Origin of the sequence: Hymenobacter lapidiphilus, from assembly GCF_003417065.2 — a bacterium.
Lineage (GTDB): Bacteria > Bacteroidota > Bacteroidia > Cytophagales > Hymenobacteraceae > Hymenobacter.
This window is the reverse complement of the sequence record NZ_QVLT01000001.1, coordinates 158,070-170,196: the sequence shown is the minus strand read 5'-3', so window position 1 is coordinate 170,196 and position 12,127 is coordinate 158,070. Positions and strand designations below refer to the sequence as shown.

Sequence of the window (12,127 nt, the reverse complement as noted above, 5' to 3'; positions counted from 1 at the left end):
GCACATGAAATTATCTATCCGGCCGCTGTTGCTCGCCACCGTTATTTTGCTGGGAGCCTGCGCTACGCCACGTTCCTCCGCTCCATCAGTTCCTGCTTATCCGTGGTTTCCGTTCGAGTGGTACACCGCTAAAATAAAGGGCAAAGAATACAAGGCGGCCATCTTCATACCAATTAAAGTCCGGGATTTGCAGGCCAATTTCGCTGCGCAGTTCGATCTGGGCAGTGATGCGACCTTACTGTATGGCGACGCCCTGAAGAACTATTTCGCCACCCGCGCCCAGCTGTATGCCCTGCTCGATACCACCCGGAGAGGAATGAGCGACTCGGGCATCCGCAACTACGGCACCACGGGTTTGCCCGTAGCTTTCGGCCCCACGCAGGTTGCCCGGCCGCTGTTTATGGCGGGTTACGGGGATGAAGTGCCGGTTGATTCGCTGCACACCAAGTCGCAAAAACTGGTGGGTACCATTGGGGGTGATTTTGTGGTGGGCAAAGTGCTCGTTATCGATTACCCGCAGCAACGGATGTGCGTGCTCGATTCCGTCGATGCCTATTGGCAGGCCCGAACCAGTTTCGTGACGAGCCAGGTGCGCAACAACCGCATGCACATTCCTCTCACTATCGAGCAGCGCACCTATTGGGTCCTATTCGACACGGGCTCCAGCCTGTTCACCCTGACAACCGACGAGCAGACCTGGCGGGGCATCGCCCAGCCCGGTCCCCCCACCGATACGCTGGTCGTGAACTCGTGGGGCAAGCCGGTGGCATATTACGCCGCTCCCGCGCAGTCGGCAGTGTACCTGGGGACGCACCAAGTCCCGCCCGCCAAAGCCTGGTTCACCCGCGACCAGCGCCACCTCGAATTTATGAAAGCGGCAGAAATCGAGGGGCTTACCGGCAACGCCCTCTTTCAAAACGATGTTATAGTGCTCGATTTCAAGCGTAGCAGATTCGGCGTGGTAAAGTAGCGCGCGAGGAACACCCACTGGGTTTGCTTTTCCAACTTCCCGCCTCATCATTTCGCATCACCCAAACTTCCCGTGGTAACGGAGCACTTCGAGCAGCCCTTCGCGGTAGGTTTCGCCGATGGGCAATGAGGCGCCGTGGACCTGCACGCGGTGGCGCTCCACGAATTCGAGGTGGCGCAGGTTGATGAGGTAGGACTTGTGGATGCGCACAAAACGGCCGGCCGGCAGTTGCTCTTCGAGCTTGCGGAACGACTGCAGAATAAGCAGCTTGCCGGTGGCCGTGTAGTACATCAGGTACTCCTTCTGGCCCTCTACATAGTGGATATCATCTGCCAGCACCCGGCGCAAACGGCTGTCGTGGCGCACGAATAACGCTTCGTCGGCCGCGGCCGGATCGGTGGGGGCTTCGGCGGCGGTGGCCGGGGCCAGCGGCGGCAATAGCGCAGCGCGGGCGCGGTGCGCGGCCTGCACAAACCGCTCGAAGGAAATAGGCTTGAGCAGGTAATCCAGGGCCGGCAGCTCGTAGCTCTGCACGGCATAATCGGGGTGGGCGGTGGTGAAAATGATGCGCGGCCCCGGCGCGGCCAGCAGCTGGGCCAGCTGTAATCCCGTCAGGCGCGGCATCTGAATATCGAGAAACACGACATCTACCGGGTTATCCTGCAGAAAGGCCGCCGCCGCCAGGGCATCACCAAACTGTCCCCGCAACGTCAGAAACGGCACCTGACCGCAAAAATCGACCAGCACTTTCAGCGCCAGCGGCTCGTCATCCACCACAATGCAGCTAATCGGTCGGCGGGTTTCCATCAAAAATCAATTTACAGTTACATCGTAAAAAACACCTCTTTCGCCTCCCTTGGCTTCCCGCTTTCACCGAAGCTGTTTGGAAAGTCAAAAGAACGGTCATGCTGAGCTTGTCGAAGCATCTCTGCCGCTTCGTTGAATATTGCAACGGAGCGGTAGAGATGCTTGACAAGCTCAGCATGACCTTTTTTTCGAATATCAACGACTTTATAAACAGCTTCATCAGTTGTTTTTCAACTCTTAACTGATACTTACCGGCACCGTCAGCCGCACGGCGTATTCCTGGGTGTTGGCTGTAACTACCAGCGCATGCCGGCCAGGATACAGCAGCTCCAGGCGGCGGCGCAGGTTGGCCAGGCCCACGCCACCGGGCGTTGCCGTCTCGGGCGAAACGCGGTTGCGCACCGTAAAATGCAGTTGCCCGTCGGTGGGCGCCAGCTCCAACACCAGGCGCACCACGTGGGGGCGGGCCGTAAGGTCGCCGTGCTTGAAGGCATTTTCGACTAACGGCAGCAGCAGCATGGGCGGCAGCAGTAACGTATGGCTGATGCCGGGCGGCAGCAGCATGCGGAAGTCGATGGCCTCGTCGGCGTCGCCGGAGGCGGTGGGCAGGCGCAGTTGCTGGAGTGTAAGGAAGCTTTGGAGGTGACCTATTTCGCGGGCCAGCGGCACGAGGTCGTCGGCGCTTTCATAGAGCTGGTAGCGCATCAGCTCGGCCAGGCGCAGCACCGCTTCGGGGGCCTGGGGCGAGGCGTGCAGCGTGAGCGAATAGATGTTGTTGAGCGTGTTGAACAGGAAGTGCGGATGCAGCTGGCTGCGTAGCAGGGCCAGCTCGGTGCGCAGGTGCTGCTGCTCCAGCGCGCGGCGGTGGCGCAGCTCGCGCCAATAGTCGCCAGCTAGCCCGATGAAAAAGCTCAGCAGCAGAATCGCTCCGCCCAGCTGCAGGTAGTAAGCCTGCAGCACGTGCACGTAGTAATCCAACGGCTGCGACTCGCCCTGCACCCGCACCTCATCGAACGCGTAGCTGACGCCGATGCGCAGGACGCAGAACGCGACCAACCCCAGCCCCAGCAGGCCCAGATACGTGCCCAGCCGCCCGCGCCGGAACAGGCGGGGCATCAGCAGCCAGTTGAAATAGAACAGGGCCGAATCGAGCAGGTTGGCCAGCAGGGCCAGCGGCCAGAAGTTGTCCTGCTGCTGTGGCACCAGCACGCCCTGGCGCAGCAGCCAGTTCTGCCAGTCGATGTAAAACAGCAGCGCGACCCAGCCCAGGTGCACCCAGGGCAGCCGCTGTGCCCAGGCGGGCAGGCGCGGGCGTGCACGAACGAGGGTGGGGGCAGAGGGCAGCAGCAGAGGGCAGGAGCTTGACGAGCCGGCAAAATAGCCAACAACAAGCGCTTCAGAATTACTTTTCAACCAGCACCCGCTTCCGACTCAACCAACCCGGCTCCGGCCGCCACCAGCCATACCCGAAGCTAGTTATTGATATACACCCGGATGAGCTTGGTCAGAATCAAATCCATCTTGCTGCCCAGCGTTTCCAGCTGGCTGCCCATCGTTTCGAGGCGGGCGTCCAGCTCCTCCAGCCGCTGGGCCGGCTCCGGCGCATAATCGACGAGCGAAAACAGGGTGGGGGAGTTGGTTTCCATCGGTTGGGGCAGCGGAGCATTCAGCAGGGCCATGTGCTCCAGGCAATTGGCCTGCCCGGCCAGCAGCTGTTGCATAAGCTGCGTGTTGCTTTCCGTGGCCTGTACCAGCTGCCGGAGCAGGGCGGCGTGCTGGCGCAACTGGGCCGTATGACGGTCTAGAATGGCGGTGGTTTCCGAAAGCAGAGGCTCCAGCTGGTCCAGGCGTTCTTCAGGGGTCATAAAGAAGGTGTGATAGTAAGATTATAAGGCAATCTACTACTATTCCCTTAGTTTTCGCATATAATAAGGAAATTTCACTATATAATTGTACTAATACTTGCGCCTTCCTTCTGCAGTTTCGGGCAGGCCGTTAGCTGATAGCCAGGGCCTTGTTCCGGCGTTCAAACAAGGTTTTCAGGCTTGCTGATGCCAGATATTCCAGGCTGCTTCGGCTTGGCGGCAGAGCATATCGAACCCGTTTTTTACCTGGGTTCCGGCCGCCAGACCGCGGCGCATAAACTCGGTTTCGGCCGGGTTGTACACCAAGTCGTGGAGGTAGTGTTGGGGGGTTAGGGCCTCGTAAGGGAGCGGCGGATAGTCGGCTACGTCGGGGAAGGTTCCCAGGGGCGTGGCGTTGATGATAAGCAGATGCTCCCGGATCAGTTGGGGCGTCAGCTCGTCGTAGGTGAGCCCCGGGCCCAGGGGGTTGCGCGAAACGGTCCAGAAGCCAATTTCCAGTTCGCGCAGGGCTACTTCTACGGCCTTGGAAGCCCCGCCGCTACCGAGTACCAGCGCCCGCAATCCGGCCGGTACCGGGTTGGGCAGCAACGCGCGCAGCGAGTCGCGGAAGCCTATGTAATCGGTGTTGTGGCCCACCAGCTGGCCACCGGCCCTGAATTCGACTACGTTTACGGCCCCCACCCGCGCTGCCGAAGCCGCTACCTCGTTCAGGAAGGGCCAGATTTGCTCCTTATAAGGAATCGTGACGTTGAGGCCGCGCAGTTGCGGGTGGGCCGCCAGCAGCGCCGGCAGCTCGTTCATATCGGCCAGCTCAAAAAGCTCGTAGCGGTAGTCGGCCAGGCCCAGGCTATGGAACTTCTGGCTGAAGTAGGTCTGGGAGAACGAGTGCTTCAGGGAGCGGCCAAGCAATCCGAATTCGGGCATAACACAGAAACAAGTTTGAGCGGTAAGCAACAAAAAAACCGCCGGCTTTCCTTGCGGCGCCGGCGGTTATGCGGGTTTATTTTAGGCAGGTTGGATGAGGAGCTGGCGCGAGACGACGCTTACACTACCGGTTTCTTGCGGCTGATGCGCGTCTTGCTGAACTCCCAGACAACCGGCAGCACCGACAGCGCAATAATGGCCAGCACAACCAGCGAAAAGTTCTTCTGCACAACCGGAATCAGGCCGAAGAAATAGCCGGCACTCGTGAGCGAGATTACCCAAATTACCGCGCCCACCACATTGTAAGACAAAAACTTGGTGTAGTGCATGGTGCCCACACCCGCCACAAACGGCGCGAAGGTGCGCACAATGGGGATAAACCGGGCCAGAATGATGGTTTTAGCTCCGTGCTTCTCGTAAAAAGCCTGGGTACGCTCGAGGTGGGCCCGCTTCAGGAAACGGGAATTTTCGCGAAATACCCGCGGCCCCAGATAGTCGCCGATGTGGTAGTTAAGCGTGTCGCCGAGTACGGCGGCCAAAATCAGCAGCCCCATCATCAGCCACACGTTCAGGGGTGAGCCAGGCAAAGCGGCTGTGGCGCCAGCGGCAAACAGTAGTGAGTCGCCGGGCAAGAAGGGCAGCACCACTACACCGGTTTCCACGAAAATAATGAGAAACAGGATGGCGTAAGTCCAGACGCCGTACTCCTTCACAATTTCACCTAAGTGTTTATCGAGGTGGAGAACGAAATCGAGGAGTTGCTGAAGAATTTCCATAAGAAGGGGTTGATCCTGCAAAGTAAGCGAGTTGGCAGCAAACGGCAGCCCGATGCCCCGCTATGGCGGCGCTAATCAGGCCAGCCGCTGTAAAATGAGCAGGCGGTTGAGCTGCTCTACCTCAATATCCTTCACGGCAAAGCCCAAGTCCTCCAGAAACTCCAGTAGCGGCCGCCCTTCGGGCCACAGCTCGGCCGTTATCAGCAGGTTGCACAGTGCCCGGCCACCCGGCTGCAGCACCCGCCGCAACTGCTGCCAGAAGGCTGCCTCGCCCAATTCGGCCGGTAGCGTCAGGTCCAGAAACAAATCCACTACGGCTAGTTCGAAGCAGTTGGGCGGGGCCGCCGGCAGCCAGGCAAATGCATCGGCGCACACTATATGCAGGCTGGGTCCGGGCTTTACGCCAAACTCCGTGGCGGCTACCTCCAGCACAGCCGGATCGAGCTCGATGGCCGTAACAGGGCCAGTACGGCCCTGCTCGTGGCGCAACAGTGGTAGCACCGAGCCGCCACCCAGGCCCAGCACCAGTACCGGCGCGGCGGCATCGGCTACCGGTACAAAACGAAGCCCGTAGCGCAGCACCTGCTGCAACGAGCCGTAGCTGTAGTTGGCGGAGGCTGTGTTCAGCGTTTTGTGCCCGCGCCAAGTGGTGACTTCCAGCCAACCGCTGTACGCCGACGGTACCCGGCGCGTAAGGGGCACCAGGTAGCTTAGCAGGCGGCGGGCAGTAGGGAGCAGGAAGCGCATCAGCATGAAAATAATCTGTGGTCCGGACTCTCAACACATGGAGCGCGGCGTGCCCGGACGACAACAGACAACAGCTTACTGGGCCGCAATGCGCCAGATTTTACCGCCGGCATCGTCGGCTACCAGCAGTATGCCGTTGGGTAGCATGGTTACGCCCACCGGCCGGCCATACACCTCATTCTGCTCGGCATTAGCAATAAAGCCAGTCAGAAAATCCTCGGGCTTGCCGGTTGGCTTGCCATTCTGGAACGGCACAAATACCACTTTATAGCCCGAAAACTCGGTGCGGTTCCAAGAGCCATGCTGCCCAATGAAGGCCCCTTTACGGTAGCGCTCCGGAAACTGCTCGGCCGTGTAGAAGGCCAGCCCCAGCGAAGCCGTGTGGGCACCCAGCGGCACATCGGGTACTATGGCTGTTTTTACCAGTTCGGGCTTCTCGTCCTTGCGGCGCGGGTCTAGGTGCTGGCCGAAGTAGGAGTAGGGCCAGCCGTAAAAGCCACCTTCGCGCACGCTGGTCAGGTAGTCGGGCACCAGCTCATCGCCCAGCTCGTCGCGCTCATTTACGGCCGTCCAGAGGACGTTGGTACCCGGGGCCCAGTCCATGCCCACGGGGTTGCGCAGGCCGCTGGCATATATCTGCTCGCCACTGCCGTCGGGGTTTATTTCGATGATGTTGGCCCGGCGCTCCTCCTCCTTCATGCCGTGCTCGCCTACGTTCGAAGCCGAGCCTACCGATACGTAAATCTTCTGGCCATCGGGGCTGGCCAGCAGGTTACGGGTCCAGTGGTTGTTGTAGCCACCGGCCGGCAGATCCAGAATCTTCTTGCCCTTTGCGGTAATAGAAGTCTGGCCATCAACGTAAGGGTAGCGCCACACGCCGTCGGTGTTGGCCACGTAGAAGTAGCCCCCCAGCAGTAGCATGCCAAAAGGCTGGTTGAGGCCCTCCAGAAATACCGTACGCACCTCGGGCCGGCCATTGCTTCGCTTATCGCGCAGTAGCGTAATGCGGTTGGCGCTGGTGGGCCGCAACGACTTCGAGGGGTCTAGTTTGAGGGCTGCGGCCACTTCCTCCTTGGGGTCGGTGGGCACCGTGTTGGCCTCGGCCACCAGCACATCACCGTTGGGCAGCACATACATATTGCGCGGGCTTTCGAGGCCGTCCGCATATTGCGTTACCAGAAATCCGGTGGGCACGGTGGGCATCGTTGCCGGGGGCCACTCCACAATTCGGCTACGCTTGGTAACCGATTTGGTAGCGTAGGGCTCGGGTAGCTCCAGTATATCGGCTTCGGTGGCAACGGTATCGGCAGGCGTAAGAACGGCGGCTTCGGTTTTTTCCTGTTGGGTCGGGCCGCCGCAGGAAGCCGTTAATAGCAGCACGGCGGCCGCCAAGAAAGAAGAAATACGCGTCATAGAAGGGTAAAATGACTGAATAATCTACACTCAGGCCCGAATCCGGCCGGGGTTAGCCTCTTTAACTGAATTAAAGCCGCCGGGATTAAGCCTGATACCTGTCGCTGCCGCAAGCTTCGGGCCAGCCTGCCATAACCACCAACTCCGCTTCGCGCCGTACAAAGCGAATACCCTGGTGAACAGCTGTTCAGACAGGGGTATTTGCTTCGTACGACGCGAAACGGAGTCGGGCAGTTTCAACCAAACCAGAAGTTAGCCGCGCGGCATAGAGGTGCCGGGCCGACCAGGAGCCTTGGGCTCGGGCCAGAACATCTCATCTACCTGGCTCATGTCGATGAAGTCGGAAAACGTGTCGCCACGCAGCCCCAGACGGATAGTTTCGAGGCTGATGACTTCGTTGGGCGCGATATTCCCCAGGTTCACATTGGGCCCCAGTAGTTTAATAAACCATACCTGCTGGGCTTTCTGGGGTGCTTCCCAAATAATTTTTTCGGACGGAATCTGGGTCAGGATTTCCTCGACAAGGCCTGAGCGCACCTCGCCGGTGCTACGGAACAGGCCTACGTTGCCAGCCTCGCGGGCTTCGCCAATAACCTTTACAGCCCCGGCTTCGAGCTCCGTTTTCATCTGCGAAATCCACTTATAAGGTGGGATAATCTTCTCGGCATCCTTCGAGCCCACTTCGCTCAGCACCTGCACCTGGCCCGAAAGCGTGCGGATGAACTCCAGCTTTTTGTCGTGGTTGAGGTCGAGAGAACCGTCGGAAACTTCGGCGTACTCCATTCCAAAGGTGTCGAGCAGGCGCTGGTAGTCGGCGAACTGATTGCGGATGATGAAGGCCTCGAACAGCGTGCCACCGAAGTACACCGGAATGCCGGCCTCTTTGTACACGGCCAGCTTACGCTTGAGGTTGGGCGTGGCATACGAGGTAGCCCAGCCCAGCTTCACGATGTCGGTATATCCGGCTCCTACTTCCAGAAAATCCTCCACCTCACGCACGCTCAGGCCCTTGTCCATTACCATGGTGAAACCTTGTTCGCGGGGCTTGCTGGTGCGCTCGGGCAGCTGGCTGAGGGAGTAGTTCATATAGTAGAAGCTTTAGGTGTTGGCTGGATGTCAGCGGGGCAAAAGTACGGCTGGATTGGCGAAAGTGAACTTCGGGCCAGAAAGGTAAAGCCGTTGAACAAGGCAGGTAGCTGCGTTCAACGGCTTTATTGTTCGGCTTTTTGGCTTTGAACTTACTTTCGATACTGGTCGATCAGGTGGGCCAGCGCCTGCTGCGACTCCAGCTCGGGGAAGTAGTCGAAGAGCAGCCGGTGCTTGTCGAAATCGAGCGTAAGAGCGCTTTCCAGGGTCTGGTAAGCCTCGCGGTAGCGGCCAGCCGCCAGCAGGTAGGCACACAGGCGGTAATGCAACTCTGCCTCCACGGGGCTGATTTCGAGGGCCGTACGCATCAGGTCGATGGCCCCATCGAAATTGCCCTGCTCATACAGCAGAATGCTCCAGTTGAGCCAGCCGTCCTTGTTGTCGGGGCCGGTTTCGGTGGCCTTCTCGTAAGCCTCAACCGCCGATGTAAGGTTGCCAATCTGATACTCGGCAGCCGCCAGCGCCAGCCAGTATTCCACACTCTCATCATAAAGCCCCACGGCCTTGCGGAAGAAGTGGATGGCCTCGAAATATTTCTCCTGCGCCTGCATGATAATGCCGATGCCAAACCACGCTTCGTCCATGGTGGCATCGAGGTCGATGGCTTTCTGGTAGAAGCGACGAGCCAAATCCCACTCGGCCAGTTTCTCGTGGCACTCGCCAATGTTGCACAGGGCCTCGGGCGTAGGCATACCCTCGGCATAGCTCAACTCAAACTCGGCAATGGCTGCCCGGTAGCGCTCGATGCTCACGTAGCAGCTAGCCAGGTAGCCGTGGGCATCGTAGTACTGGGCGTCGATGAGGATAGCGTATTCGAAGGCGCTGATGGCCTCATCGAAGTGGCTGACCCGGTACTCGGCCTGCCCCAGGTTGAACCAGGCAAGGGCCGAATAGGGGTCGTCGTCGGTGAAACGCCGGAAGAAGTCCAGATTGCTTTCCAGTCGCCCGCTCACCTCCAGGCAGTATAGCAACTCCTGCACGGCCACGTCATTGTCGGGGCTGAGGCGCAGGCTTTGCTTGTAGTACTTGGCGGCGCTTTTGTATTTCTGCCAGCTTTGGTACGCCAAGCCGAGATTAAAGAAAATATCGTCGCGGTCCTCGGTGGTTTCTAGGGCCTGCAGGAAGAAGGCTACGGCTTCGGCAAAGTCGCCTTTCTGCGTGGCAATAATGCCGCGTGTAACCGCCACATCGGGGTTGGTGGGGTCGAGGTGGGCCACGTCCTCAATCTGGGTGCTGGCCGCGGCGTACTCGCCCTTCATGGCCAGTACCTGCGAACGGTCAATCAGCAGTTCAGTGCTGAACGGGTACTGGGTAATAGCGGCCTCGCAGGCCTGTAGGGCGCGGTCGTATTGGGTATTGGAAGTATAGTGGTCGATGATGTTCTCAAAATCGGCCAAGTCGAAAAATACGGGCTCGTTGCGGTCTACCATGTCCTCAAAACGGCGCACGGTAGCCAGCACTTCATCCCGGTCTTCAAAGTTCTCGTTCATTCTCATGCGTCAGCTAACAACACAAACCCGCCAAAAAGGCAGGTTTCGTGGGGTGGGCAGGGACTCTTTCAAGCCAGAAACATCCTTACCCTGAATATACAACAACCGCACCACTGGGCCGCGACCAATGAACCGACACTGCGTTCCACCGCTTCACTGTTTCACCAGCTCCTGGCAGCACCAGCGGATGGTTTCCGGCAAAGGTCGGAACTCGCGGCCCAACTCGTGGCGGATTTTATCAGTCTGGTAGGCCAGGGGCCGGCGGCCGGCGCGGGCCGTGTCTTTGGTGATGAGCGGCCGCGCACCAGTAAGCAATGAGCGAACATGCTCAAGCCGCCAGATAGTTTCGGCGGCCCACCCCGGTACGGCCAAGGTGGGCGCACGTTTGCTGAAGCCGGCCGCCATCAGGCCCAATACCTCGGCCAGGGGCCAATGCCCGGCGTTCAGCACGTACCGCTCGCCGCTATGGTCGGTATCGAGTGTGAGCTGAGCCAGCATCTCGGCCACGTCGCGCACATCCACTAGGTTGAGGCTGGAAGGTGTGTAGAAGCGGTGCTCATCGTACGCGTAGCGAAAGAGGCGGGTACTACTGCGGTGCCAGTCGGCCGGACCCAGCACCACCGTGGGGTTCACTATCACCGCCTGCAACCCCTCCGACACTCCTCGCCAGACCTCCAACTCGGCCAGATACTTGGACGTGGCGTAGGCGCTGTGCTCAGCCCCCAAATCCCATTGGCCCTGCTCATTGATGCGCAGCGGCTCGGTAGTAGGCAACTCGCGTTGGGCCGCTGCCGCTCCGCCACCCAGCGCCGCCACCGACGACACGTAACCCAGCCGGATACCGGGGCGCTCCAGGCAGGCGTCCACCACGTTGGCCGTTCCCTCCACGTTCACCCGCAGCAGGTCTTCCTCATCCTGGGGGGCATATGACACCAGCCCGGCGCAGTGAAATACATGTGTTATGCCCTCCAGCGCTGTCCGCAGGCCCAGTCCGTCTCGCAGGTTGCCCGGCACCCACTCTACAGGCTGTGTTCCAGCTACTACAGGCGCCACTTTGCCCCGGTAAATCGCGCGTACCGGCAAGCCGCGCCGCGCCAATTCTGCCAGCAGAAAGCTGCCTACCAACCCCGTACCGCCGGTTACCAAAATCATGTTACGAGTTGTCAGTTGCCAGTATGGGGTTGTCAGCTTAAAGTTTGATCCTAACACGAACCAACCACCGATAACCTATAGCGTGTTGTTCAGCAGTGGCAAGGCCAGGGCTTTGGCCAAATAGGGCGTGGCCAGTGTTTTGGTACGTAGCGTGTCGAGGTGCTTGCTATGGTGCGTGTCAGTGCCCAGCATATCCACGAGGCCAGCGTCGATAAGCTTCTCTGCTACGCGCTTGGCACCGCTCGAATAATAGCCAGCCAGCGAATTGAGGTTGACCTGCAGCATCACTCCCTGCTTACGGAGGCGCTCTAATTCTTCGAAACGGCCATACAGATACGTGTAACGCTCCGGGTGAGCCAGCACTGGCTGGTAGCCCGCCGCCTGCATGTTAAAAATACTTTCGTTCAGATTGAAGGGCTCGTTGATATAAGAGGTTTCAAACAGCAGCAGCCGCCGCGCCCCCCCAAACGTGAGCAGCGGCTCCTGCTGCTCCAGACGTCGCCCGAAATACTCATCGAGGTAGTACTCGGCGGCACAATCTAGCTCCAGACCCATTATGCCTGCCCGGGCCGCTGCTGTTTTCAGCGCGGCCAAGGCTCCGCGGATACCTTCAGGCGTGTTGCGGTAAAAGTCGCCCATGACATGAGGCGTCATGATCAGCTTACGGTAGCCGAGGGCCTGCAGCTGGCGTAGCAGTTCGAGTGCCTGCTCCGGCGTCTCTGCGCCATCATCGAGGCCTGGCAGCAGATGCGAGTGCATGTCGACCTCCAGTGCTACCAACGACGCAGCATCGGCAGACGACTCCGACGCACCAAACAGCTTGCTGAGAAATGACAT

At 59.4% G+C, this 12,127-nt stretch carries 12 protein-coding genes; 1 reads left to right on the top strand and 11 read right to left on the bottom strand.

All coding sequences use genetic code 11. The features are described from left to right. Positions 1-4: 4 nt before the first annotated feature. The gene (locus D0N36_RS00865; RefSeq protein WP_147320700.1) at positions 5-970 is read left to right on the top strand and encodes a hypothetical protein; all 966 of its coding nucleotides are present in this window, start codon (positions 5-7) and stop codon (positions 968-970) included. A 57-nt stretch (positions 971-1,027) separates the two neighbouring features. Here D0N36_RS00865 and D0N36_RS00860 read toward each other — a convergent pair whose 3' ends face one another. The 11 genes from D0N36_RS00860 to D0N36_RS00810 form a co-directional block, all read right to left on the bottom strand. Beyond that, positions 1,028-1,777 (bottom strand): LytR/AlgR family response regulator transcription factor, encoded by a 750-nt coding sequence (locus tag D0N36_RS00860; RefSeq protein WP_116939165.1) that lies wholly within the window; start codon positions 1,775-1,777, stop codon positions 1,028-1,030. A 237-nt stretch (positions 1,778-2,014) separates the two neighbouring features. Next, on the bottom strand, positions 2,015-3,190 hold the full coding sequence (locus D0N36_RS00855) for a sensor histidine kinase (protein WP_147320699.1): 1,176 nt from the start codon (positions 3,188-3,190) through the stop codon (positions 2,015-2,017). 59 nt (positions 3,191-3,249) lie between these two features. Further along, entirely contained in the window at positions 3,250-3,642 is a 393-nt protein-coding gene (locus tag D0N36_RS00850) for a hypothetical protein (RefSeq protein ID WP_116939163.1), read from the bottom strand. 174 nt (positions 3,643-3,816) lie between these two features. Further along, positions 3,817-4,566 (bottom strand): shikimate dehydrogenase family protein, encoded by a 750-nt coding sequence (locus D0N36_RS00845; RefSeq protein WP_116939162.1) that lies wholly within the window; start codon positions 4,564-4,566, stop codon positions 3,817-3,819. A 119-nt stretch (positions 4,567-4,685) separates the two neighbouring features. After that, a complete protein-coding gene (locus D0N36_RS00840) occupies positions 4,686-5,342 on the bottom strand; it encodes a DedA family protein (RefSeq protein WP_116939161.1) in 657 nt (218 codons plus the stop codon). A gap of 75 nt (positions 5,343-5,417) precedes the next feature. Further along, positions 5,418-6,089, bottom strand: coding sequence for a spermidine synthase (locus D0N36_RS00835; protein ID WP_190242460.1), 672 nt, complete (start codon positions 6,087-6,089; stop codon positions 5,418-5,420). Positions 6,090-6,164: 75 nt separating this feature from the next. After that, positions 6,165-7,502: a PQQ-dependent sugar dehydrogenase gene (locus tag D0N36_RS00830; protein ID WP_116939159.1), complete on the bottom strand. Its 1,338-nt coding sequence runs from the start codon at positions 7,500-7,502 to the stop codon at positions 6,165-6,167. Positions 7,503-7,754: 252 nt separating this feature from the next. Further along, positions 7,755-8,588, bottom strand: coding sequence for a phosphosulfolactate synthase (locus tag D0N36_RS00825; RefSeq protein WP_116939158.1), 834 nt, complete (start codon positions 8,586-8,588; stop codon positions 7,755-7,757). A 152-nt stretch (positions 8,589-8,740) separates the two neighbouring features. After that, entirely contained in the window at positions 8,741-10,138 is a 1,398-nt protein-coding gene (locus tag D0N36_RS00820) for a tetratricopeptide repeat protein (protein WP_116939157.1), read from the bottom strand. A 153-nt stretch (positions 10,139-10,291) separates the two neighbouring features. Next, positions 10,292-11,290 (bottom strand): NAD-dependent epimerase/dehydratase family protein, encoded by a 999-nt coding sequence (locus D0N36_RS00815; protein ID WP_116939156.1) that lies wholly within the window; start codon positions 11,288-11,290, stop codon positions 10,292-10,294. A gap of 75 nt (positions 11,291-11,365) precedes the next feature. Continuing rightward, positions 11,366-12,127: a tyrosine-protein phosphatase gene (locus D0N36_RS00810; protein ID WP_116939155.1), complete on the bottom strand. Its 762-nt coding sequence runs from the start codon at positions 12,125-12,127 to the stop codon at positions 11,366-11,368.

Excerpts from the sequence above, each read along its gene's own strand:
- D0N36_RS00810 (WP_116939155.1), bottom strand. The coding sequence starts at position 12,127 with ATGTCATTTCTCAGCAAGCTGTTTGGTGCGTCGGAGTCGTCTGCCGAT.
- D0N36_RS00820 (WP_116939157.1), bottom strand. The coding sequence starts at position 10,138 with ATGAACGAGAACTTTGAAGACCGGGATGAAGTGCTGGCTACCGTGCGC.
- D0N36_RS00830 (WP_116939159.1), bottom strand. The coding sequence starts at position 7,502 with ATGACGCGTATTTCTTCTTTCTTGGCGGCCGCCGTGCTGCTATTAACG.
- D0N36_RS00825 (WP_116939158.1), bottom strand. The coding sequence starts at position 8,588 with ATGAACTACTCCCTCAGCCAGCTGCCCGAGCGCACCAGCAAGCCCCGC.
- D0N36_RS00845 (WP_116939162.1), bottom strand. The coding sequence starts at position 4,566 with ATGCCCGAATTCGGATTGCTTGGCCGCTCCCTGAAGCACTCGTTCTCC.
- D0N36_RS00850 (WP_116939163.1), bottom strand. The coding sequence starts at position 3,642 with ATGACCCCTGAAGAACGCCTGGACCAGCTGGAGCCTCTGCTTTCGGAA.
- D0N36_RS00865 (WP_147320700.1), top strand. The coding sequence starts at position 5 with ATGAAATTATCTATCCGGCCGCTGTTGCTCGCCACCGTTATTTTGCTG.
- D0N36_RS00835 (WP_190242460.1), bottom strand. The coding sequence starts at position 6,089 with ATGCGCTTCCTGCTCCCTACTGCCCGCCGCCTGCTAAGCTACCTGGTG.
- D0N36_RS00815 (WP_116939156.1), bottom strand. The coding sequence starts at position 11,290 with ATGATTTTGGTAACCGGCGGTACGGGGTTGGTAGGCAGCTTTCTGCTG.
- D0N36_RS00840 (WP_116939161.1), bottom strand. The coding sequence starts at position 5,342 with ATGGAAATTCTTCAGCAACTCCTCGATTTCGTTCTCCACCTCGATAAA.
- D0N36_RS00860 (WP_116939165.1), bottom strand. The coding sequence starts at position 1,777 with ATGGAAACCCGCCGACCGATTAGCTGCATTGTGGTGGATGACGAGCCG.